Genomic DNA, 21,713 nt, shown 5'->3' with positions numbered 1-21,713 from the left:
CCCGTGCCTGTACGGGGTAAAGTCGCGGTGTGGCGGCCAGGAGGAGTGCGACCAGGGAACGGCTGAGCCGCGAGGCGATCGTCACCTCCGCGCTCGCGCTGGCCGGCGCCGAAGGGCTCGACGCCGTCACCGTCCGGCGCCTGGCCGCCGATCACGGCGTTACCCCGATGGCCCTCTACTGGCACTTCAAGGACAAGGACGCCCTGCTCGACGGCATGGTCGAGCAGGTGCTCGCCGGCATCGAAATCCCGGTCTGGCCGGCCGGCGAACCACCGCCGTGGCACAGCCGCATCCGGGCCTGCTTCGAGGCCATACTCGACGGCCTGGGCCGGCACCCGGAGGTCGCCGACCTGGTGCACCAGCGGTTCCTGGTCTGCCGGGCCGGTCTCGACCTGGCCGAGCTGGTCTTCGCCGCCCTGCGCGAGGGCGGGTTCAGCGACGAGCAGATGAGCGACATCGGCGTGTACGCGCTGCACACCCTGGTGATGCTCGTGACACAGGAGCCGGGCAAGCGGTCGCCGCGGCACTCACCCGAAGAGGCGGCGCGCAGCATCCGGGTCCGGCGCATCGAGCTGGAGGCCCTGGAGCCCGATCGCTACCCGAGCATCATCCACTGCGCGCCGTCGCTGGTGGCCAAGTCGAAGAACCGGCGCTACCAGAACACCGGCCTGGCGATCCTGATCGAGGGAATCCACGACCTCCAGGCGAAACTGCCCGGGGGGCGGGCGGAAACGTCTAGCGGCCCGGCCGGCCCAGGGTGAACCAGCGCTCGGTCTCGCGCAGGCCGAGCGACTCGTAGAGCGGTCGCCCCATCTCGCTGCCCTGCAACCCGACCACCCGCGCACCCCGCCGCAGACCGTCGCGCAGGGCGGCCTGCGTCAGCGCCCGCCCGATCCCGCGACCGCGCGCCGCGGGCACCACGGCGACGTTGAACACACTGAGGACGCCGTCGGGCGAGGTCAGGCCCAGCCCGGTGCCCACGGCCCGGCCCTCGTCCAGGGCCAGGTAACCGGTCAGGCCGGGCAGGGCCAGCACCGTTCCACCCATCGCCGTCCCGAAAGTTCCCGCCGGGGCCTCGAAACCACGGGTGAGGACGTCGGTGTACTCCTCGTACCGGTCCGGCCCGGCCGCCTCGATCCGCAGGCCCGGCAGGCCCGGTGAGCCCGGCCCGGTCGCCGGTGCCTCGTCCCGCAGCTCCAGACGTTGCGCCGGTGCTGTCATGAAGCCCGGCCGGCTGAGCTCGGTGATCCCGAAATCCGCTGCCAGGGCCATGATCTCCGGGCCCGGATCGGTGCGGAACTCCAGCCCCCAGGGCAGCTGCGACGCCTCCAGCACGGCGGCCGCCCGGGCCACGTCGGCGGTGCGCGGCGCCGGTCCCAGTGCCATCACGTAGTTCAGCGAGGCGGTGGGAGCGCCGGTGGTCACGAGCGTCGCGTGGCCGAACCGGTGCACCTGACCGCCCGGCGCGTGACGGCACAGCTCAACCATCGCCCGGCCGAAACCCTCTGCCGCCAGCGAGATCACGCCAGCACCGCGGGCAGCGGTTCGTGGTGCACCACGGTCAGGCCGGTGACGGCACGGGTCAGCACCACGTAGAGCCGGCGCAGGCCGGTGCGCTCGTCCGGTTCCTCGGCCGCGATGGTGGTGGGCTCCAGCACGATCACCCAGTCGTACTCCAGGCCCTTGGCCGTGGTCGCGGGGACGACACTGACGCGCAGGCTGAGCGGGTCGGGGGTCTCGTCGTCCACCGTTGTCGCGTTCTCGGTCGCGTTCTCGGTCGCGGCGGAGTCGAGCTCGGCGCCGTGCTGCCCGAGCACCGCGTGCTCGATGCCCGCCTCACGCAGCCGCCGGGCCGCCTCCGGCACCAGCGAGTCCGGCACGATCAGGCCGATCGAGCCGAGCTCGGCCAGGTCGCGCCGCACCGCGGACTCCACGTCGGCCCAGCGGTCCTCGGCGCTCGCGCTGGTCACCAGGCGCAGGCTGCCCGGCGAGTCACGCACCGACGTCGGCGCGTTCAGGCCCGGCGCGATCGACGGCAGAAGCCGTGCCGCGTAACGGATCACGGCGTCGGGCACGCGGAAACCGCGGTCCAGCTCGTCGATCACGGCGCCGCTGTGCCCCAGGTGCTCCAGCGTCACCTCCCACGACGGGGTGGCCCACGGCGTGGTGCCCTGCGCGATGTCGCCCAGCACCGTCATCGAACCGGCCGTGCACCGCCGCCCCACCGCCCGCAGCTGCATCGGCGACAGGTCCTGTGCCTCGTCCAGCACCACGTGGCCCATGCTGGCCGGGCGCCGGGTCAGGTCGGTCAGCTCGTCCAGCAGCACCGCGTCGGCCGGGCTCCATCGCGCGGAACCGGCCGTGCGCGGCGGCTTCTCCCACAGCAGCATCTTCTGCTCGTCGGCGTCCAGGATCCCGCCGGCGTGCCGGGCCAGCACCTCCGGGTCGGAGAGCAGCTTGTGCAGAAGCTTTTTCGGGTCCACCGCCGGCCACACCGCGTCGGCGTACCGCTTCACCTCACGGCTGCGGGCCACCGCGTCCTGCACCCGGTCGTCGGGGGAGTCCCCGGCCTCCTCCATCAGCACCAGCACGGCGTGCGCGATCCGTTGCGGCAGCATGTCCTTCGCCGCCGCGTACCGCACGCCCCGGTTGCGCAGCTCGTCGACGATCCCGGCCAGCTGGTAGGCCGGAACCCGCCAGCGCCGCGACCCGCGCGGCAGCATCATCGGCTCGGTGGGCGTGGTCACCGACGACCAGACCGCCCGGCGCAGCACCTCGGCCATCCGGGCGTCGCCCTTCAGCCCGGTCACCGCCGGGGTGTCGGAACCCCGCACGGTGAGCAGGGTCTCGGCTCCGCCGGGCGAGGTGATCACCAGCTGCTCGACCGTGGCGTGCCGCACCTGCGCCTCGCCCAGGCTCGGCAGCACCGCGTTGACGTGCTCCAGGAACGACTCGTTCGGCCCGACCACCAGCACCCCGGTGCGGGCCAGGCGCTCGCGGAACGCATACAGCAGCCAGGCCGCGCGGTGCAGTCCGACGGCCGTCTTCCCGGTGCCGGGCGCCCCCTGGATACACACCGAGGTGTCCACGTCGGCGCGGACGATGACGTCCTGCTCGGGCTGGATGGTGGCGACGATGTCGCGCATCGGCCCGGCGCGCGGCCGCTCGATCTCGTGCGCCAGGATCTGGCTCTTCGCGTCGCCGGCCGGGGCCGGGTCGGTGAGCTGCTCGTCCTCGTAGGCGGTGATCTCGCCGCGCTCGATGCCGAACCGGCGCCGCTTCAGCACACCCATCCGGTCGTTGCGACTGGCCTGGTAGAACGCCTTGGACACCTCGGCGCGCCAGTCGATCACCACCGGGTCGCCCTTCGCGTCGGCCACGTGGCGCCGCCCGATGTACCAGCGGTTGCCGTTGTCGTGGTCGGTGCGCCCGAAGAACAGCGTGGTGCCCGGGTCGTCGATCAGGGCCTGCGCGCGGTGCCAGAGCGCCGCGCTCAGGTACTCCGCCGAGACCTCGTCACCACCCTGCACCTCCAGCGAAAGCACCTGCTGGCGCATCGCTTCCAGGTCGGTGCGGGCCCGCGCGAGATATTCTTGTTCCGAGCCCAGGACGTCATCAACGGAGGCAGACACGAGGGGGCACCTTACTCCTCGGGTTTTGGTGAGTCGAACGAATTGACCGCCCGGTCACCGGTGCGCCGCGTTCCTGGTGCGGCGGGTGGCGACGGCGGTGGTCGGGTCGTCGGGCCACGGGTGCTTCGGGTAGCGCCCCCGCATCTCCGACCGCACACCCGGATAGGCGTTGCGCCAGAACGACTCCAGGTCGGCGGTCACCGCCAGCGGCCGGCCCGCGGGGGAGAGCAGGTGCAGCACCACCGGCACCCGGCCCCCGGCGATCCGGGGTGCGGTGCCCCAGCCGAACACCTCCTGGAGCTTCACCGCCAGCACCGGGTCGGCCGGGTCGAGCGGGTCGGTCGAGTAGGTCAGGGCGAGGGACGACGAACTGGGGACGACGATCCGCTCCGGCGCCAGCTCATCCAGCTGCCGCAGCGCGCGGTGGTCGAGGAGGCCGCGCAGCACCTGCACCAGGTCCACCCGCTGGAGGTCGGAGCGGCGGCGGGCGGTGGTGAGCCACTCCTGCGCGCGCGACAGCAGGGCGGCGTCGGAGACGTCGGGCCAGGTGACGCCGGTGGCCGGGTCGGTGGCCTGCTGGGTGACCTGCTCAGTGGCCTGACCGGGGCTCGCCGGGGCCCGGAAGGCACGGTGCAGCAACGCCAGCCGGGCCCGCAGGTGCGTGGCGGCGGGGGTCCAGCGGAGCAGGCCGAGCCCCTCCTTCTCCAGCCCCTCGCGCAGGGCGGCCTGCACCAGGTGCGGGGCCGGGCGCGGCAGCGGGCGCTCGGCCAGCACGATCGCGCCGAGCAGGTCCCGTTGCCGGGCCACCACGTCGCCGTTCTCCCAGGTCACCTCGTCGGTGGTGCGTAACAGCCCGGACCCGGCCTCCAGGGCGGTGGCCTCGTCGATCGCCGCGGCCAGCCGCACCCGCGCGGCCTGCGCCCCGGCCTGCCGCTGGGCCACCGCGACCGCCAGCCAGCCGATCCCGGTCAGGCCGGACCCGCCGGACAGCTCCGCCCCCGTCCCACCCGACATCAGGTAGCCCCCGGTACGCCGCAACCGGGCCAACCGCTCGGGAAAGGCCAGCCCGGTGACCAGCCCGGCGGCCAGGTCGTCCGGGAGCCCCGCCGGGGTGCCGGGTGAGCCCGCGCCGCCCGAACGTGCGCCGCCCGAGCCTGCGCCGCCCGAAACTGAGCCTGCGCCGCCCGAGCCCGAGCCTGCGCCGCCCGAGCCCGAGCCCGAGCCCGAGCCTGCGCCGCCCGAGCCCGAGCCCGCGCCGCCCGGGCTGGTGCCCCCACCCGTTCCCGCCGGTGTCGCCGCACCCACCGGCACACCCACCGGCACCGCGGAGCGCAGCCGCCGCACCTCGTCCTTCCAGCGGGCCGCGAGCGGATCGCCGCCGCGCCGCAGCCGGCGCCAGGCCGCGCCCAGGTCGTCGGTGCCGCCGGCCAGCGAGTCGTCGGCCAGCAGCGCGACGATCTCCGCCGCCCGCCGGTCCCCGACCAGGCCGGCGCCGTCGATCAGGGCCCGGGCCAGGCGGGGATGCACGCCGGCCGAGGCGATCCGGGTGCCGTGCGCGGTGACCCGGCCGCCGTCGTCCACCGCGCCGATGGTCTCCAGGGTGCGCCGGGCCACCGTCATCGCGGCCGCCGGGGGCTGCGAGGGCAGGGGCAGCGACGCCGGGTCGGGCGAGCCCCACACCGCCAGCGACAACGCGAAACCGGTCAGGTCGGCGACGGCCACCTCCGGCTCGGGATGTGCTGCCAGCCGGTCGTGCTCGGCCTGCGCCCAGCAGCGGTACACCCGGCCCGGCGCCTCCCGCCCGGCGCGCCCCGCGCGCTGGTGCGCCGAGGCCCGCGACACCCGCACCGTCGCCAGCCCGCTCAGGCCCCGCGCCAGGTCGGTGCGCGGCACCCGGGCCAGGCCTGCGTCCACCACGATCCGCACCCCGGGCACGGTCAGGCTGCTCTCGGCCACCGAGGTCGCCAGCACCACCCGCCGCCCGCCCGGACTGCCCGGACCGCCCGGACCGCCCGGCCCCTGCAACGCCGCGTCCTGGTCCCGCCCGCTCATCCGCCCGTGCAGCCGCAGCACCCGGGCGCCCGGACCGTCCGGCCCACCCGCGCCACCCAGCCGCCGCGCCACCCCCTCGATCTCACCGGCCCCGGGCAGGAACACCAGCACGTCACCGGGTGCCTCGGCGAGGGCCCGGCGTACCACCGAGGCGACGTGGTCGAGCAGCCGCGGGTCCACCCGCAGCCCGTGCGGCGGGTCGACCGGCCCGGCCGGCGGGCACCAGAAGGGCTCCACCGGGAACAGCGGTGCGTCCGCCCCGATCACCGGGGCCGGCGTCGCCCCGTCACCCAGCAGCGCGGCCAGCCGGTCGCTGTCGGCGGTCGCCGAGGCGGCCAGCAGCAGCAGGTCCGGGCGCAGGGCGGCGCGGGCCTCGGTGGCGAACGCCAGGGCCAGGTCGGTGTCGAGATGACGTTCGTGGCACTCGTCCAGGAGGATCGCGGCGGTGCCGGGCAGTTCGGCGTCCGCCAGCATCCGGCGCACCAGCAGACCGGTCGTGACCACCTCGACCCGGGTGCGCGGGCCCACCCGCCGCTCTCCCCGCACCGCGTAACCGACGCTCCCGCCGACCTCCTCGCCCAGCAGCCAGGCCATCCGCCGCGCGGCCGCCCGGGCCGCCACCCGGCGCGGCTCGGCCACCAGCACCCGTCCGGCGCCGGTGCCGCCGGACGAGGCCACGGCGTCCGCGAGCGCGAGCGGCACCAGGGTGGTCTTGCCGGTGCCCGGCGGCGACACCAGCACACCCGACCCGGCGGCGGTGAGTCGTTGCAGCAGAACCGGAATCGTGTCACTGATCGGCAGGGACCGCTCCAGCGCCGCGGCGGCGGTGGGGAGCAGGCCGCTCAGCGGGACCCCCACGACACCCCGCCGGTCAGGAGGGCCGGGACCCCGCAGGAACAGGACGGCCGCCGTCGCACACAGATCCGCATGCCGCCATCCTCGCCGACCGGCCCCGGAAACCGGGCATCAGCGGATCAGGATCTGGTCCAGGTCGGGTGCCGGGTCGTCCTGGTTGGAGAAGCGGATCACGTTCGCACCCTTCTCCAGCCGGATCCTCATGCTGAACCGGGCCGGGGTCTCCCAGCTCTTCGCGCCCTTCACGGTGAAAGTGCGCACCGGGTCGGAGTTCACCATCACGTCCAGGTCACGCGGGTCGTCGTCGCAGGCGCAGGTGTAGATCACCGTCATGGTGCGCCGCCCGGCCACCGGCACGTCGGCGAGCCGCACGATCACGTAGTGTCCCTGCCCCAGGTACTGCACCCGCCGGCCGCTCGCACAGGTCGGGCAGTCGATCACCGCGATCCCCGAGCTCTCGTACTTCTTCGCCCACGGGTTGATCGTCATCGCCTCGAAAGACGGCTCGGGCGTGGGACTCCGGGTGGTCGTCTCCGGGGTGGCCTCCGGGGTCGTGACCTCCGGGGTGGTGGCGGCGGGGGTGGCGGTGGTGGTCGCGGGGGTGGTCACCGGCACCGTGGCGGTCGGTGCGGCGGGCGACGTGATGGTGGACGACGACGCGGCCGCGCGGCCCTCGCCGTCCACCGGTGAACCTCCGCCCGGCAGAAGGGCGGGCACCGCGAACGACGACGCGGCCACCGCCAGCGACAGCAGCCCGACGCCCCACCAGGGCGAACGGCGGACGGCGGGGGGCCGGGAACGGGCTGCCACGCCTACCGCCAGCCGTGCCAGCGGGCCAGCGCCTCGGTGCGGCTGGTCACGTCGAGCTTGCCGAAGATCTTGCTCAGGTGGTTCTTCACGGTCTTCTCCGACAGGCCCAGCTGCGCGGCGACCGCGGCGTTCGACAGGCCGTCGCCGACCAGCTCCAGCACCTCGATCTCGCGCCCGCTCAGCCCGAACGCCCGGCGGGCCCGGCGCAGGTTGCCGTGCCGGGCACCGGCGGCGCGCTCGCGGGCGTAGGCGTCGCGTACCGCGCCGGTGGCGACCGAGGCCGCCTCCGGGATCAGCCAGCCCCGTCCGGCGGCCACCGACCGCACGGCGGCCACCAGGTCGGCCGGGTCGAACCGGCCGTACACCAGGTAGCCGCGGGCCCCGCCGCGCAGCATCGGGCCGATGATGTCCTCGCTGTCGTTGCTGGTCAGCACGAGCACGTTGCTGTAGCGGGCGATGTCTTCGACCACCGACAGGCCGTCGGCCACCGGCATCTGGTGGTCGAGCACGGTGACCCGCGGGCGCAGCCGCCGGGCCTCGCTCAGCCCGGCCGCCCCGTTGCCCGCCTCGCCGACCACGCTGATCCGCCCGTCGGCCTCCAGCAGGGGACGCAGCGTGGCCCGGATCGTCGGGTTGTCGTCGACCAGGAGCACGGTGATCCGCTGCGGCGCCGGCTCGGCGGACGGGGATCCCGCCGTCAGCCAGGCGACGGTGTCGTCGGGGTGCCAGCCGCTCACAGCACCGGCACCCGCACCCGGATCAGGGTGCCCAGGCCGGGTTCCGACTCCACGGTGAGGGTGCCGCCGATCGTGCGTGCCCGTTCCATCATGCCGACGATACCGGCGTGGCCGCGGTGCTGGAGCTGCTGGAGCGCCGCCGGGTCCTCGCCGTAGGGGGCGTCGAACCCGCGGCCGTTGTCGCGGACCGTCATCACCAGGCCCCGCCCACGCTCGGACACGGTCACCCCGACCCGGGTGGCGGCGGCGTGCCGGTGCACGTTGACCAGGGCCTCGCCGGCGATCCGGGCCAGTTCGTAGCGCACGGCCACCGGCGGCTCGACCGGGCCGACCGTGGCGGTGGCGCTGATCCCGGTCTCCGCCGACCAGAGCGCGCAGACCCGGCGCAGGGTGGTGGCGAAGTCCTCGTCCGGGGCGTCCAGGCGCATGCCGTCGATCAGCTGCCGGGCCTCCTGGCTGGCGGCGGTCGCGCCCTGCGAGATCACCCCGGCCAGCTGCTCGGCCAGCGCCGGCTGCCGGCGCAGCGACCCCGGCAGGGCCACGGCCGCCAGCGACATCGCCCGCAGCGTCTTGGCGACCGAGTCGTGCAGCTCCCGGGCCAGCCGGGCCCGCTCGGCCGCGGCCGCCGAGCGCTGCGCGTCGGTGATCAGCCGCACGGTGCGGCTCATCTGCCGGATCAGCACCCGCCGGGCCAGCACCGTGCCGATCCCGGCCAGCACCGCGGCCGGCGGTGCGGCCAGCAGGAACCCGGCCAGCGCGTCACCGGGGTCGGCGGTGTTCAGCAGCACCGCGCACACCACCAGGCCCTGCACGGTCTGCGCGGCCCACAGCGGGATCGCGGCGAACCCCAGCGCGGCCCCGGCCAGCGCCGCCGACCCGGCCGCGAACGCGAAGTAGGTCAGGCCGCCCCGGCTCAGCCCGAGCACGGCCAGCACCAGCACGGCGTCGGCCGACAGCAGTGGCACGGGGGAACGCACCAGGGTGGGCCAGCGCGGCAGCGCGGCCACCCCGGCCGCCGTGGACAGCAGGAGCACCACGACGAGCGCGGCCGAGACCACGCCGTCGCTGTGCACCAGCAGGCCGACCACGGCGGTGGTCAGGCAGACCGCGGCCCGGGTGAGGAGCACCGTGCGGCTGAGCGCCACGGCGACGATCTGCCGCACCCTGGTGGCGCTGGGCTGGGGGAGCGCGTCCACCTCGTCCTTATCCGCGGGAGCCGTCCGTTCGCCGTGAAAATAACAGCTCACGGCGAACGGCATCAGCTCGGGGATGGGACTTTCGGCCTACCGGGGTGACCCGGCCGTGTCCTGACCGGGCCCGGGAGGTCAGGCGACCTGCTGCCGCCGCACCTCCGGCCGCGTCGTGTGCTGCGTCGCGGCGGCCGGCTCCAGGGCGATCCGCAGCACGTCGCCGACGTCGCTGACCTGGTGCACGACCAGCTGCGCCAGCACGTCCTGCGGCAGGTCGTCCAGGTCCGGGCCGTTGCGGGCCGGGATGATCACCTCGGTCAGGCCCGCCCGGTGCGCGGCCAGCAGCTTCTGCTTGACCCCGCCGATCGGCAGCACCCGCCCGGTCAGGGACACCTCACCGGTCATCCCGACCTCGGCCCGCACCGGCCGCCCGGTCAGCAGCGAGGCCAGCGCGGTGGTCAGCGTGACGCCCGCGCTCGGGCCGTCCTTGGGCACCGCACCGGCCGGGAAGTGCACGTGGATCCGGCGGTGCGCCAGGTCGTCCACCGGCACCCCGAGCCGCTGCGCGTTCGCCCGCAGGTGGCTGAGGGCGATCTGGGCCGACTCCTTCATCACGTCGCCGAGCTGGCCGGTCAGCTGGAGGCCGGGCTCGCCCTCCATCGCGGCCGCCTCCACGAACAGCACGTCACCGCCGGCGCCGGTCACGGCCAGGCCGGTCGCCACGCCGGGCACCGCCGTGCGCTCGGCCGACTCCGGGGTGAACCGGGGACGGCCGAGGTACCCGGCCACCTCGTCCTTCCCGACCACGACCCGGGGCGACCCCGGGGAGCCGTCGGGCCCGGAGGCGTCCTCCAGCTCGGTGGTGACCTTGCGCAGGATGCGGGCCAGGGACCGTTCCAGCTGCCGCACGCCGGCCTCGTGGGTGTACTCGGCCGCGAGGCGGCGCAGCGCCTCGTCGTCGATCGTCACGTCCTCACCGGTCAGCCCGGCCCGCTCCAGCTGACGGGCCATCAGGTGGTCCCGGGCGATCGCGACCTTCTCCCGCTCGGTGTAGCCGTCCAGCCGCACCACCTCCATCCGGTCCAGCAGCGCCGACGGGATGGTCTCCAGCACGTTCGCCGTGGCCAGGAACACCACGTCGGACAGGTCCAGGTCGAGATCCAGGTAGTGGTCGCGGAAGGTGTGGTTCTGCGCCGGGGACGTCGGGACCTGCCGTGATGGCCTCAAAGGCCGTCTGACCTCGGATTATCTTGTTTCATCTTGTATCGCTAGTGACCATCTTGGAGCTTTATGGTGTGCCCTCTGCGTGCCCTTAGATCAGCCCTTCATCCCGCACTGCATACTCCGATGCCTGGCGCAGGAATGCCCGTCCCTTGGCCCCCAGTTCGGCGGCCTTGGGATGGACGAAGTGTGGCCAGCCGACAGTCTGCCGCCCGTCGTAGCCGGCCATGTCCTGTGCGACGGCGTCACGCACGGTCGAGACGGGTAGGGCGAAGAGCGCGGCGAGGGCGCGGAGGGTGGGCCACTTCAGGTCGCCCTCTTTGTCGGTGCGTGGCCGTGTGAGGAGCTGGCGGCAGAAGACCTTCCCGGACTCGGCGTTCTCGTAGAGGTGCTGTCCGGTTAGGGGGTCGACGAGGGAGCGGGCTATCCATGTGGGGCCCCGGTCGGCGCCGTCGATGTTCATGCGGTCGAGTTCCGCGCGGAGGAGTCGGGCGAGGGCGCCTGCTGCTGGGGGCGCACTGGTGCCTTCGTCTGCCTTGTCCGTCATGGCGGGATCATCCTTTGTTGCTGGTTGTCGGTGCAAGCCTGGTGGTCTCAAGGCTCCCCGTGTTGCCTCGGGCGACCATACAGCGGATGGTGCACCGAGTTGGGGCCATTTGGCCTCTGAACTGGGGTGACGCGCCAATCATTAGGGTCACTGAACCGTTGACTCGGGGAAGTTTGCAAACTACTATCAGGGGCATGAAAGATCCCCTGCTGCCGAGGGCGCCCAGCTTTCGGCTTTGTGACCCGCTGGCATTCCGGGCCCTCGTTGCCGCTCGGTCCGAGGGGCGGCGCCTCGGCCCGATCACGTGGGCGGTCATAGCCGCGCACGCCGGAGTCAGCGAGTCCCACGTGAAGGGCCTGGTCGGTGGCCGCAGCCGGGTCAGCCGTGACGTCGCAGAGCGGATCCTCGACCGGCTCGGCCCGCCATACCTGGGGGTCGATGACGTCTTCACCACGGACTTGCTCGCGCCCCCGATGGAGGTACAGAAACCACCGATAGGGGCACAGGAACTCCGCCAGGAGTAGCCCACCAAAACAAGCAGCGGCCCCGCACCTCGAAGCCCGGGACCGCCACCAACCAACCGACTGGAGCGTAGATCGTGTTGAGCTTCTTCTCCAAGCGCAGGAACCAGCCCCGTCATCGTGCGGGCGATGCCCTCCCCGCAGACCCCGCTGGCGCTGACCCGTTCGAGCGTCTGGCCGACCGCCGCCAGGTCGAGACCGCGACCACGGACGACCTGATCGCGGTGGCCGAGGCTGCCGGGGTCATCACGGACCGGAGCGGACGATGACCGCCGTCATCGCAGAGATCGGCGAAGCGGTCGCGGCGACCGAAGCCCTCGCCTGTGAGGGGTTCACGCGCCGGATCTCGACGGGTGAGGTCAGTGATTGCACGAGCCGGGCCGTTTACCGGGTGATCGCGGTGTCTGAGTGCGGGATGGAGGGCACCCGCCTGATTTGTGAGGGGCATCTGGTGATGGGTACCGACCGGGTGGGCGCGGCTTGCGTGTGGCATGGCGACCCTGTGCGGCTGGTCGCGGTCGAGCCGATCGGGGGAGCGGCATGACCTTCATCCCCCAGCCCGGTCAGAAGGTCCGCGTAGTCGCAGTGAAGGACCGGAGCGACGACAGCTACGTCGGGAAGATCGGGCTGGCTGCCCACGTCTTCCCTACCTGGCTTCAGGTGCAGTTCCCTGATGGCAGGTGCGTACAGGCCATCGAGGTTGCCCCCGTCTGGCAGGTGGGGGAGGTGGTCACCGAGGAGATGGGCGAGCCGCCCGTGGGATCGGTGGTCCGGATCGCGGACAGTAGATCCTGTTGGCGGCGCAAGAATCGGGAATGGGAACCCATCAACTCGGACGGATCACGGTCAAGCCATTGGCCGCCCCTGGAGTGGGATGGCCTCCGCCTGGATGGCGACAGGACCCTGATCCTCGTCTCCCTGCCCGACCAACCCGCCGAAGAGACAGAGCGCGGTCGTTGCGCGGCTCCACATCCTTGGGTGTCGAATGCCGTGGGCTGCGTCCTCTACGAGAACCACGATCCCGAGCCGCATCGCTCAACGATCCTCGATCAGGGCGTCACGCTGACATGGGCGGACCAGCCCACCGAAGAACCCAAGCCGTCCCCGACGCCAGAGGTCCGCGAGGTGCCGCTGAGCGAGATGCGCGAGGGGGACTGGATAACCATCAGGCGAGAGATCCTGCGGGACGCAGGTACTGGGACACTGCACGTCCTGATCAACCACGACAGCGTCCGACTCGCCAGCATCATGCCGGGCTTCATCGCCACTGTCACTCGCGAGATCAAGCCCCTTCCCACCGCTCCCGGCACGGTCGGCACCGCCACCGTCCGAGGCGTCAAGGGCGTGCGGGTCATGCTCTGCGTGGACGGCGACTTCAGTTTCTGGATGTCCCAAACGGCGATCCGTGACCTGAACAGCCATAAGCCGGAGCACATCACCGACTTCGTGGAACTGCTGGCGAGTGAGGACCAGTGAGCATCAACTCCATCTACCGACCACTTCTGAACCGGGGCGGCACCATGGCTACCCCCGACATCCAAGCCGAAGCGGAGCGCATCCTCGACCGCTGGTACCCGGAGGTGGCCAAGTGAGCGCTGCCCAGTGGAACGCCGAAAACCCGGTAGGCACAAGGGTCCGCTACTGGCCCTGGACCAGGGAAGGCGAGGGCTTCGAATCGACCACCCGATCCGAAGCCTGGACCCTGCCGTCCGGCGCCCCAGTCGTCATGGTCGACGGATACCCGGGCGGGATCTACCTGACACACCTGGAGGTGATCTCGTGAGCGCCCGGATCCCCGGACAACGACAGCGCCTCCAAATCACCCAGCCCGGCGTCTACGACCTCAACGAAGCCGACTACCTTCGCGACCCTGTAGCCGGCGGGTCCCTGTCCGCCACCGGCATCAAGCACCTCATCCCACCGAACCGGCCTGCGCACTTCCAGGCCTGGAAGAAAGCCGGCATCCAGAAACCGTCCGAATCGCAGAACTTCGGCAGCGGCACCCACACCCTGATCCTCGGACGCGGAGCGGAGGTAGTCGCCTTCCCGAGGGCCGACGGCCGAACCAAGGAAGGCAAGGCGATCAAGGCCGATGCTGATGCCGCCCGCGCCGAAGGAAAGATCGTCGTCAGCGAAGACGAGCTCGAAACGATCAAGGCTATGAAAGAAGCGCTCTGGTCGTCGCCTTGGGCGTCGACGCTCCTGCATCCGGGGGCCGGCCTGCCTGAGCAGACAATGATCTGGCAGGACCCCGACACGGGCGTCTGGTGCCGGGGTCTGGTCGACTACCTCCGCAAGCCGGAGATCGACGGACGGCTGTTCCTTGTGGATTACAAGACAGCGGACTGCGCCGATCCCGACAAGTGGATCAAGAAGGCCTACGACTGGGGCTACCACATCCAGCGCGCCCAGTATGTAGCTGGCGCCTACGCCCTCGGCCTCGCCAGCGACATCGAATTCATCTTCCTCATCCAGGAAAAAACCGCCCCTTACCTCGTCAACCAGATCAGATTCGACGCCAAGGGCGTCGCGATCGGGAACTACTTGCGCCACCAGGCGCTGACGACCTACGCCGAATGTCTCGCCGCGCACGGCTGGGACAACCCATGGCCCGGGTATACGCCGGACCTCGTCACCGCTGAAACCCCCGGCTACATCGCCTACCAGCACCCCGAGGTGGACTGACCATGAATGTTGAACTTGACCGCATCCAGAACGTGAATGGCGCGCCGGCACCATCTTTCATCGGCCAGGCCACTGCCGTCGAGCAATCCCGAGCCGTCGCTGAAGTGCAGGCGGCCGTCGTTGTCGCTCAGCAGCGGCCCCGAGACATCCAGGCCGCGATCCGCGAGATGCGCGACGTGTGCCGCATGGAATCGCTCGCGAACCGTGCGTTCTACAGCTATAAGCGGGGAGGACAGGCGGTCACCGGACCGTCGGTGCACTTGGCGAGGGAGCTGGCCCGGATCTGGGGAAACTGTCAGTTCGGGATCAAGGAGCTGAGGCGCGACGACATCAAGGGTGAGTCCGAAATGCAGGCTGTGGCATGGGATCTCCAAACCAACGCCCGCAGCGAAACGACGTTCGTGGTCCCGCATAAGCGGGACACCAAGACCGGCGTCAAGCAGCTCACCGACATGCGGGATATCTACGAGTCGAACGCGAACAATGGTGCCCGGCGCGCCAGGGCCATGATCTTCGCGATCTTGCCGTCGTGGTTCGTCGACGAAGCGGTCGATCTGTGCAACAAGACTCTTCGTGAGGGTGGCGGGAAGCCGCTGCCGCAGCGGATCGCCGGAGCAATCGACGCATTCTCGAAGAACTTCCAGGTCACTGAGCAGCAGCTCGCCGACCAGCGGGGGCGGTCTTCGGCCCAGTGGGACGAGCACGACGTGGCGCAGCTGACGGTGTTGTTCAAATCGCTGACGAACGGAGAGCTGCGTAAGGAGGATGTCTTTGAGACGGATGCTGGCGTCAAGCTGACGGATCTTCAGGGGGCTGTTCCAGAGCCGCGCAAGCCTGTACCGGCTCCTACCGCTCAAGACCCGAACGAGTACGACCCGACCATGGAGCCCGGCTGGAACGGAGGCGACCAGTGAACAGCCCGATCGTGCTCGTGGATTGCGAAACGACCGGCCTCGACCGGTTCTACGACCACGCGTGGGAGTTCGCCGCGATCCGTGTCGACCCAGACGGACACACGGCCGAGTACCAGACATTCATCAGCGACCACCTGCCCGACCGGATCGACCTGCTCCCACCGGAATTCCGGGCCGACTACGAGGCCCGATACGACGCCGCCGCAGCCCGGAACTGGGACGAGTTCCCGGAATGGTCTGCGCCGATCTTCTCAGGGAAACCCGTTCTCATGGCCTGCAATCCGACCTTCGACGTCGGCCACATCGCGAAGATGTTCTCGACCAGGGACACCCGCTACCGGTACGACGAAGGGCGCTGGTCCACTCGACGGGCTGCCCTGCCGTGGCACTACCGGCCCGTGTGCGTGGAAGCTCTCGCGGTCGGTTATCTCGCTGGCCGTGCCAGTCGAGGTGACCTGGATGCCGGACTGAATCTCCCCGATTTCCCGTGGGATTCGAGCGCGGTCAGCCGCGCGATCGGTGTCGACCCGGATGCTTTCGATCGGCACACGGCTCTCGGTGACTGCCGGTGGGCGCTGGCTCAGTACCGGGCGGTGATGGGCTCATGATCGTCGCGTCTCGGGCGCATCGCACAGCGCTCCACGCCACCTTGACCCGCGCCGGCTACCGGACCAGGGACGACAAGATCGAGTACCTGTCCGGGATCCTGCACCGCACCATCCGGTCCTCGAAAGAGCTGACCACGACCGACATCAACACGGTTATGGTCGAGCTCGCGGCCTCAGCGTCGGCGGTGGGATCGTGAGCGACTGGCGTGAGGACGCCGAGTGTCTCGGCATGGACCCCGAGCTGTTTTTCTCTGAGAAGGTCGGCCGCCCAACGCATGTCAAAGACGAGATGACCGAAGAGGCCCTGATGGCGTGCGCTGACTGCCCTGTCCGGCTGGAGTGCAGGGACGACGCCGACGCCACCGAGAACGTGGCGTCCGTGACCTGGGGTGTCAGGGGCGGGGAAACCGCCCTCGAACGAATCCTGCGAAGGCGCCGGGCGGCGCGGAACAGGACCCTCGTGTGACCATCTACACGCTCACGATCCCCGTGATAGACCCGCATGCGTTGCTGAACGCGAACCACCGGATGCACTGGCGGCGGAAGGCCGAACGCACGAGGTTCTGGCGGGAACTCGCGATGTACACGACACGGGCCGCACTCCAGGCCGGGACTGTCGTCCCCATGGAACGCGCCCGGATCGTCGCACAGTTCCGGTTCCCGACTGGCCACCGCCGCGACGTCGGGAACCTCGCCCCAACGGTCAAAGCCATCATGGATGGCCTCGTCGATGCTGGCCTGCTCCCGGACGACGATGACAAGCATCTCACCGGCCCCGATCTCCGCCGGGTTCCAGAGAAAGGGCCCACTGAAATCCGGCTTGAGATAGAGGAATTGGAGGCTCAACGGTGACCGAGATCGTGGCGGACTGCTTGGGCTGTGGTTGCCCTTACGCCGGCCCGGCCATCGGGTTTGACGTGATCGCGTTGGGGGCCCGGCTCGTGTTGACGTGGACGTGCCCGTGGTGCGGTGCCGGGTACTGCGTCATCCCGGCCGGGCACTGGCATGGCGTCCTCAATTCCGGCGCCCGGGTCAGCCCGGCGGCGAGGCTCCTCGTGGCCGGGATACCCGGCCCTCTCCTGTAACCCTGATGGGCGCGGATCCGATCCTGGATCCGCGCCCATCGCAGTGTTCTGGACGCTACTTGCGGTAGCGTGCAAACCTCCAGCGCGCGCACTTCTCCCCGCTGTAGCGAGCAGTGGGGAGAGCTCCGGTCCCGGGGCCCCCGAGGGCGCACGCAGGAAACCGAATAGCCCGACGACCTATCTGGAGGTCACGATGCCTAACCAACAGACTACCGGCGGCACGGACAACCCCCCACGCAAAAGCCGCGCCGGAATGCCCTGCCGCACCAAAGCGCAGCTGATCGAAGACATCGAACTGCTCGCGTACTCCGACCACCTGGAGGGCATCGCCCGGCGCCTCAACATCGCCCCGGCCTACCTCCGGAAAGTCCTCCGCCAGGCCGAGCGACTCGGCCTCCTGGAGGCCATCACCCTCCGCCCCGTCGCGGGCGAGGACACCGCAGCATGAGCATCCAGGATCAGACCGCGACAGACCTGCGCGCCGTCCACGACCTGTTCGCCGGCGCCGGAGGGTGGGAGGTCGGGGCGAGCTACCTTGGCCTTGACCACCGGCTCGGGCTTGGCTGGGAGTGGGCGCCGCTGGCCGCGACCACCGCACGACTGGCCGGGCTCGCCAGGGTGGTCGCGGACCTGTCTCAGATGCCCGTCGAGGCAATCACGGAGCAGCTGTACGGCATGTTCGGGTCGCCGCCGTGCCAGACTTTTTCGGCGGCCGGGGGCGCTCCGGGCCGCCGGTTCATGGATCTCCTGCTGTGGGCGATCCGAGAGATCACCGCAGGGCGCGACCCCCGCCGCTACGTCCGGACCACCACCGGCGACCTGCGGTCGGTGCTGGTCCTGGAGCCGCTGCGTTGGGCCCTGCACTTGCGGCCCGAGTGGATGGCCTGGGAGCAAGCTGAATCTGTCCTGCCCCTGTGGGAGGCGAGCGGTGCGGCGCTCCGCGAGCACGGCTACTCGGTGTGGACCGGGGTACTCCAGGCCGAGCAGTTCGATGTGCCGCAGTCCCGCCGCCGCGCCGTGCTGCTGGCCTCACGGGTGCGGGCTGTCGCGGCGCCGGAGCCTGTCCGGTCCCGTTACGACCCCCGTAACCCGGGCCGCCTCGACGCGGGCCTGGAGTCGTGGCTGACGATCGGTGATGTTCTTCCGCACCGTGTCGGGCAGACGCTCCGGTCGAACTACGGCACGGGCGGTGACCCAGCCAAGCGCGGGTTGCGGCGCTGGGACCAGCCGGCCGCAACCGTCACCGGGAAGATCGACCGGTTCAAATGGGATGGTGTCGAGAAGGTTTCGGTTGCTGAGGCCGCCGCGCTACAGACTTTCCCCGCCACCTATCCCTGGCACGGTGAGCGCTCGGGTGACATCCCGCAGCAGATCGGCGACTGCGTGCCGCCGATGCTGGCAGCGCACTGCCTCGCCGCTCTCGGCGTAGGGGACCTCGCGCGGGCTCGCGCCCAGTACCTCGGGCTGGAGGCCGCGGCATGAGGCCCCTAGCGGACACAGTGATCGAGGGTCAGCTCGACCTCCTCGACCTACTAGCGGCAATGAAGCCCCGCCGCCAGTACATCTGTCTGTGCCGCAACGACGGCGACCGGCACGCCCGCTGGAGCGAGGGATGCACGGGCGGTGACCCGCTGGTCTCCCGGGCGAAACCGTGGGGCCCGGACGACGAGGCCGAGCGGGCCCTGCGGCTCGCGCGGAAGGCGGCCGGGTCGTGACGCCCGAGGAGGCGTACGTCGAGGGCTACCGGGCCGCGCTGGCGGACGTCCACGCCCGGGAGACGGGCGGGTTCAGCGTGGCCCGGACTCTCGGCCTGGCCCGGTACATCCTTGCCGGTCTGCCGGTGGAGGACCCGGCTGTGGTCCGGGCGAGGCGGCAGGCGTTGGTGGATGAGGAGCGTGAGATGCGCCTGCGTGGGTGCGGGCCGGTGGGGCGGCCGGTGGTTGGGCGGGGTGGCGTCGTGAGGTGGGTGAGTGCTGCGTGACTTTGGATCGGCGGGCGCGGTGGCGGGACGGAGTGAAGGCGTCGGGTTTGTCGTCGCGTACCCGTCATGCGGCTTTGATTATCGCTGACTGGTGGCCGCGGGAAGGCATGGTGGTTTGGGTGGAACTTGCGCTGCTTGCTTCGGAGATGGGGGTTTCGAGGCGTACGGCGCAGTATGCGCTTCGTGAGTTGCAGGATCAGGGGTGGCTGGTGCTGGTGGAGAAGGCCCGGCAGCACAGGTGCCCGAGGTATGCGCCAACGCTCCCCAGGGGTGCAGATGCTGCACCCCTGGGGGACTCTGATGGCGACGCCAGGGGTGCAGATTCTGCGCTCAGGGGTGCAGATTTTGCAGCCAGGGGTGCAGATTCTGCACCCGATACGACAGATACCACAGAGACCACCACCACCAAGCCTGTCGAGCTCACCGCAACTGACGACTTAGCGATGGTGGTGGTGCAAGCCCTGCCCCAAGAACTACAAACCACGATCGCCCGGCGCCCACTGCGGCGTCGATGCGCCCGCCTCGCATCGCTCGGCTGGACCCCCGATCTCCTGCGCCCGGTAGTAGCGGCCCGATCATGGGCAGGCATTCAGGCGGGTGGGGTTATCGCCTGGCTGGGTGACCTAGAGGCCCCAGGCCCCGTGGTGCCTAAGCCGCGGGCTCCAGGTTGCGATGAGTGCATGGGGGGTTGGTTGCCCGACGAGTACGGCAATCCCTCGGCGCGACGTCACATGGCCTGTCGCGTTGATGTGGGGAGGGTGAGCGCGTGAGCGATCTTGTCGTGATCGCTGTGTGTTTCAAGCACGGCTACGTCCAGTTCGACTGCCCCGGATGCCAGGAAGAGGCCAGGAGGCGTTCTGCGGCCCCAACGCAGAACTCGGTGATGGATCGGAAGGTGATGGGGGCTGATGGAGCCTGAGAAGCCGTTCTGTGGCCTCCACGCCCCCGATGAGCCCCTGCCCTCATGTCGGTCCTGCCGCCGCCGACCCGGCTGGCTCAAGGCCGCCGTCCACGCCCGTCAAGCGATCGTCCGCGAGCAACGGGCCGCCGACCCGTCCTGGCAGCCCGAGCCGGCACCCGAGGACCTACCGCGGCCGCTGGGGTGAAACCTCTGCTCTGCGAGCCCGATGGGGTTAGGCTTCGGGGCGCGAGCGGGAACACCCGGATCCACGGCCCGGCAAGGCCACCGGGGAAGCCCCTCACGTAGCGGTCTCGCCAATGCCCCGGCTTAGAGGACGGCCGTCACCATCCCGGTGGCGGCCGTCACCGTCGTTTGGAGCCCATACCTCCCCGCGACAAACCCAGCCCGGCGCCGTTACGGAGGTCTGCAAACCACCGACAGGGTTGCGCTAACTACCGACGCATGTCATGCTGACATGCGTAGCGCAGAGAACACCCACGGTGGTCCCCGCAACACCCAACCCGGGAGCAAGCCATGACCCAAAACACCATCCCCACCCAACGCCCCCACCCCAACGAAACCGAACCCGAACTCATCTGGTTCAACGAGGGCGACATGACCGGATGGCCCCTCGGGGACGAAGTCGAGATCGACGGAACCGTCCGCTCAGAACGATTCACCGTCGCCGACGCGTGCCACCTCCTGAAAACCTTCGCCGGCGTCATGACCGCCGTCCCGGTAGCCGCAGACCGGATCAAGGTCATCTACGAAACCGGCCACATCAGGACCTGGGTCGGATTCCCGCACACGCCCAACGACATCACCACCACAGACGTTGAAGCGCTCCGCAGCCACGGCCTCAGGAACCTGACAGCGGTCCAGGAAAACGCACTGATCGAGTGGCTTTTCACGCAGGCCGACCAGGCTGGCGGACGCGTCCAGGAACTGCGGGCATCGGCGCTGCTCGTGGCCATGGTCACCCCGTCCAGGAACGCATGATGGACGCCGCGACCATGTGGGTGACCCAGGAAGGCCTCAAACTCGCCGCGGTCCCGATGACTCCGGAGAGCGCTTTCGGTTTCGCCACGGAACACTTCGAGCCCCGCGGATACCAGGTGATCACGATGGGCGGCCGGATCGGTATCCGGAACACGCGGATCGGGGGCCAGTACCACTGGTATCAGCCCGTCCCCGTCAGCGAGTTCGCCGGGGTGTCCGAGTGAGCGGCGGCCTGTGGTGGGAGAACGCCGAGCAGGGCGCCACCGAAACAGGGCGGATCCGGATCCCGGTCCAGCGGACCGGTACGTCGTCGCTCCTGGACCGGCTGTGGGCCGACCCGGACCGCGAGGAGGAACCTGATGGTGAATGAGGTGTGCGACCAGTGCGGGCAGACGCTCCCTGGCGATGCCCGGATCCTCGCGGCGATCAAAGCTCTTCCGCCGGAGGAGATCACGCGGACTCGGTTGATGGTTGAGACCGGTCTTGACAGGGGGGCCGCCGATTACTGGATCGGGGTTCTGGAGCGTCGCCGGGCTATCCGGTGGAGGCGAGACGGAAGGGGCCGGCGGATTCCCGGCGCAGTCAGGATCATCACGGAACCGAGGAACTGAAGTGACCAGCGCTTGACTTTCACCGCCCGGCCGATCTCCGGGCGGCGGGGGTGAACTTTTCGAAACCAACGACACGAGAACGGGAATCGACCAGCATGAGTACCACCGTCACGAACCAGCAGGAACTCAACGCCGCGATCGAGGCTGGCGAAGAGCACATCATCATCAACTCTCCTCACGGTGTCTGGCTGGATGTTTCGACGCCCCCGACCACGGAAGTGGAGCTGTGGGGGTCGAGCACGGCCACCCTGCGGGGGTCGAGCACGGCCACCCTGCGGGGGTCGAGCACGGCCACCCTGTGGGGGTCGAGCACGGCCACCCTGTGGGAGTCGAGCACGGCCACCCTGCGGGGGTCGAGCACGGC

At 70.6% G+C, this 21,713-nt stretch carries 24 protein-coding genes and 2 pseudogenes; 18 read left to right on the top strand and 8 right to left on the bottom strand.

What is annotated here, in order from left to right:
• The first annotated feature begins 29 nt into the window (after window positions 1-29).
• Window positions 30-761, top strand: a complete 732-nt coding sequence (locus KIH74_RS25555; protein WP_214158800.1) for a TetR/AcrR family transcriptional regulator — start codon at window positions 30-32, stop codon at window positions 759-761.
• On the opposite strand, the gene KIH74_RS25550 is transcribed toward KIH74_RS25555, so the two are convergent.
• The 8 genes and pseudogenes from KIH74_RS25550 to KIH74_RS25515 form a co-directional block, all read right to left on the bottom strand.
• Complete coding sequence (locus KIH74_RS25550) at window positions 736-1,524, bottom strand: GNAT family N-acetyltransferase (protein ID WP_214158799.1); 789 nt, start codon at window positions 1,522-1,524, stop codon at window positions 736-738. The genes KIH74_RS25555 and KIH74_RS25550 overlap by 26 nt on opposite strands.
• The gene (locus tag KIH74_RS25545; protein ID WP_308113999.1) at window positions 1,521-3,632 is read right to left on the bottom strand and encodes a HelD family protein; all 2,112 of its coding nucleotides are present in this window, start codon (window positions 3,630-3,632) and stop codon (window positions 1,521-1,523) included. The genes KIH74_RS25550 and KIH74_RS25545 overlap by 4 nt, the downstream gene beginning before the upstream one ends.
• Before the next feature lie 54 nt (window positions 3,633-3,686).
• Window positions 3,687-6,542: an ATP-dependent RNA helicase gene (locus KIH74_RS25540; RefSeq protein ID WP_214158798.1), complete on the bottom strand. Its 2,856-nt coding sequence runs from the start codon at window positions 6,540-6,542 to the stop codon at window positions 3,687-3,689.
• Between the two features lie 108 nt (window positions 6,543-6,650).
• Window positions 6,651-7,349, bottom strand: coding sequence for a carbohydrate-binding protein (locus tag KIH74_RS25535; RefSeq protein WP_214158797.1), 699 nt, complete (start codon window positions 7,347-7,349; stop codon window positions 6,651-6,653).
• Between the two features lie 2 nt (window positions 7,350-7,351).
• A complete protein-coding gene (locus KIH74_RS25530) occupies window positions 7,352-8,086 on the bottom strand; it encodes a LuxR C-terminal-related transcriptional regulator (protein WP_214158795.1) in 735 nt (244 codons plus the stop codon).
• Window positions 8,083-9,282, bottom strand: a complete 1,200-nt coding sequence (locus KIH74_RS38900; RefSeq protein WP_214158793.1) for a sensor histidine kinase — start codon at window positions 9,280-9,282, stop codon at window positions 8,083-8,085. Before KIH74_RS38900 ends, KIH74_RS25530 begins: the two co-directional genes overlap by 4 nt.
• A 129-nt stretch (window positions 9,283-9,411) precedes the next feature.
• A pseudogene (locus tag KIH74_RS25520) lies at window positions 9,412-10,473 on the bottom strand (S16 family serine protease); the annotation flags it as partial.
• Window positions 10,474-10,588: 115 nt separating this feature from the next.
• Entirely contained in the window at window positions 10,589-11,044 is a 456-nt protein-coding gene (locus KIH74_RS25515) for a hypothetical protein (RefSeq protein WP_214158789.1), read from the bottom strand.
• A 786-nt stretch (window positions 11,045-11,830) separates the two neighbouring features.
• Between KIH74_RS25515 and KIH74_RS25510 the strand changes: the two genes are divergently transcribed.
• From KIH74_RS25510 to KIH74_RS25430, 17 genes and pseudogenes are all read left to right on the top strand, one after another.
• Window positions 11,831-12,109, top strand: coding sequence for a hypothetical protein (locus KIH74_RS25510; protein WP_214158787.1), 279 nt, complete (start codon window positions 11,831-11,833; stop codon window positions 12,107-12,109).
• Window positions 12,106-13,041 (top strand): hypothetical protein, encoded by a 936-nt coding sequence (locus tag KIH74_RS25505; protein WP_214158786.1) that lies wholly within the window; start codon window positions 12,106-12,108, stop codon window positions 13,039-13,041. The genes KIH74_RS25510 and KIH74_RS25505 overlap by 4 nt, the downstream gene beginning before the upstream one ends.
• A gap of 112 nt (window positions 13,042-13,153) precedes the next feature.
• A complete protein-coding gene (locus KIH74_RS25500; RefSeq protein ID WP_214158785.1) occupies window positions 13,154-13,348 on the top strand; it encodes a hypothetical protein in 195 nt (64 codons plus the stop codon).
• The gene (locus KIH74_RS25495) at window positions 13,345-14,250 is read left to right on the top strand and encodes a PD-(D/E)XK nuclease-like domain-containing protein (RefSeq protein ID WP_214158783.1); all 906 of its coding nucleotides are present in this window, start codon (window positions 13,345-13,347) and stop codon (window positions 14,248-14,250) included. Before KIH74_RS25500 ends, KIH74_RS25495 begins: the two co-directional genes overlap by 4 nt.
• Window positions 14,251-14,252: 2 nt before the next feature.
• Complete coding sequence (locus KIH74_RS25490; protein WP_214158782.1) at window positions 14,253-15,164, top strand: hypothetical protein; 912 nt, start codon at window positions 14,253-14,255, stop codon at window positions 15,162-15,164.
• The gene (locus KIH74_RS25485; RefSeq protein WP_214158781.1) at window positions 15,161-15,772 is read left to right on the top strand and encodes an exonuclease domain-containing protein; all 612 of its coding nucleotides are present in this window, start codon (window positions 15,161-15,163) and stop codon (window positions 15,770-15,772) included. The genes KIH74_RS25490 and KIH74_RS25485 overlap by 4 nt, the downstream gene beginning before the upstream one ends.
• Complete coding sequence (locus KIH74_RS25480) at window positions 15,769-15,969, top strand: hypothetical protein (protein ID WP_214158779.1); 201 nt, start codon at window positions 15,769-15,771, stop codon at window positions 15,967-15,969. Before KIH74_RS25485 ends, KIH74_RS25480 begins: the two co-directional genes overlap by 4 nt.
• Window positions 15,966-16,238, top strand: a complete 273-nt coding sequence (locus tag KIH74_RS25475; RefSeq protein WP_214158778.1) for a WhiB family transcriptional regulator — start codon at window positions 15,966-15,968, stop codon at window positions 16,236-16,238. Before KIH74_RS25480 ends, KIH74_RS25475 begins: the two co-directional genes overlap by 4 nt.
• Window positions 16,235-16,624, top strand: a complete 390-nt coding sequence (locus tag KIH74_RS25470) for a RusA family crossover junction endodeoxyribonuclease (protein ID WP_214158777.1) — start codon at window positions 16,235-16,237, stop codon at window positions 16,622-16,624. Before KIH74_RS25475 ends, KIH74_RS25470 begins: the two co-directional genes overlap by 4 nt.
• 426 nt (window positions 16,625-17,050) lie before the next feature.
• A complete protein-coding gene (locus tag KIH74_RS25465; protein WP_214158776.1) occupies window positions 17,051-17,305 on the top strand; it encodes a hypothetical protein in 255 nt (84 codons plus the stop codon).
• A complete protein-coding gene (locus KIH74_RS25460; protein WP_214158775.1) occupies window positions 17,302-18,339 on the top strand; it encodes a DNA cytosine methyltransferase in 1,038 nt (345 codons plus the stop codon). The genes KIH74_RS25465 and KIH74_RS25460 overlap by 4 nt, the downstream gene beginning before the upstream one ends.
• Window positions 18,340-18,398: 59 nt before the next feature.
• Complete coding sequence (locus KIH74_RS25455; RefSeq protein ID WP_214158773.1) at window positions 18,399-18,572, top strand: hypothetical protein; 174 nt, start codon at window positions 18,399-18,401, stop codon at window positions 18,570-18,572.
• The gene (locus tag KIH74_RS25450; RefSeq protein ID WP_214158772.1) at window positions 18,569-18,838 is read left to right on the top strand and encodes a hypothetical protein; all 270 of its coding nucleotides are present in this window, start codon (window positions 18,569-18,571) and stop codon (window positions 18,836-18,838) included. The genes KIH74_RS25455 and KIH74_RS25450 overlap by 4 nt, the downstream gene beginning before the upstream one ends.
• 1,435 nt (window positions 18,839-20,273) lie before the next feature.
• A complete protein-coding gene (locus tag KIH74_RS25445; protein ID WP_214158770.1) occupies window positions 20,274-20,738 on the top strand; it encodes a hypothetical protein in 465 nt (154 codons plus the stop codon).
• On the top strand, window positions 20,738-20,962 hold the full coding sequence (locus KIH74_RS25440; protein ID WP_214158769.1) for a hypothetical protein: 225 nt from the start codon (window positions 20,738-20,740) through the stop codon (window positions 20,960-20,962). Before KIH74_RS25445 ends, KIH74_RS25440 begins: the two co-directional genes overlap by 1 nt.
• Window positions 20,959-21,108 (top strand): hypothetical protein, encoded by a 150-nt coding sequence (locus KIH74_RS25435; RefSeq protein WP_214158768.1) that lies wholly within the window; start codon window positions 20,959-20,961, stop codon window positions 21,106-21,108. Before KIH74_RS25440 ends, KIH74_RS25435 begins: the two co-directional genes overlap by 4 nt.
• A 336-nt stretch (window positions 21,109-21,444) precedes the next feature.
• A pseudogene (locus tag KIH74_RS25430) lies at window positions 21,445-21,713 on the top strand (hypothetical protein); the annotation flags it as partial.

Origin of the sequence: Kineosporia corallincola (assembly GCF_018499875.1) — a bacterium.
In the GTDB taxonomy this organism is placed as follows: Bacteria; Actinomycetota; Actinomycetes; order Actinomycetales; family Kineosporiaceae; genus Kineosporia; species Kineosporia corallincola.
The sequence above is the reverse complement of the archived record's forward strand: the minus strand, read 5'-3'. Positions and strand labels throughout refer to the sequence as shown.

Bases quoted from the DNA above. Each gene is read 5' to 3' on its own strand.
- KIH74_RS25515 (WP_214158789.1), bottom strand. From the start codon at position 11,044: ATGACGGACAAGGCAGACGAAGGCACCAGTGCGCCCCCAGCAGCAGGC.
- KIH74_RS25510 (WP_214158787.1), top strand. From the start codon at position 11,831: ATGACCGCCGTCATCGCAGAGATCGGCGAAGCGGTCGCGGCGACCGAA.
- KIH74_RS25505 (WP_214158786.1), top strand. From the start codon at position 12,106: ATGACCTTCATCCCCCAGCCCGGTCAGAAGGTCCGCGTAGTCGCAGTG.
- KIH74_RS25490 (WP_214158782.1), top strand. From the start codon at position 14,253: ATGAATGTTGAACTTGACCGCATCCAGAACGTGAATGGCGCGCCGGCA.
- KIH74_RS25480 (WP_214158779.1), top strand. From the start codon at position 15,769: ATGATCGTCGCGTCTCGGGCGCATCGCACAGCGCTCCACGCCACCTTG.
- KIH74_RS25465 (WP_214158776.1), top strand. From the start codon at position 17,051: ATGCCTAACCAACAGACTACCGGCGGCACGGACAACCCCCCACGCAAA.
- KIH74_RS25460 (WP_214158775.1), top strand. From the start codon at position 17,302: ATGAGCATCCAGGATCAGACCGCGACAGACCTGCGCGCCGTCCACGAC.
- KIH74_RS25455 (WP_214158773.1), top strand. From the start codon at position 18,399: ATGAAGCCCCGCCGCCAGTACATCTGTCTGTGCCGCAACGACGGCGAC.
- KIH74_RS25445 (WP_214158770.1), top strand. From the start codon at position 20,274: ATGACCCAAAACACCATCCCCACCCAACGCCCCCACCCCAACGAAACC.
- KIH74_RS25440 (WP_214158769.1), top strand. From the start codon at position 20,738: ATGGACGCCGCGACCATGTGGGTGACCCAGGAAGGCCTCAAACTCGCC.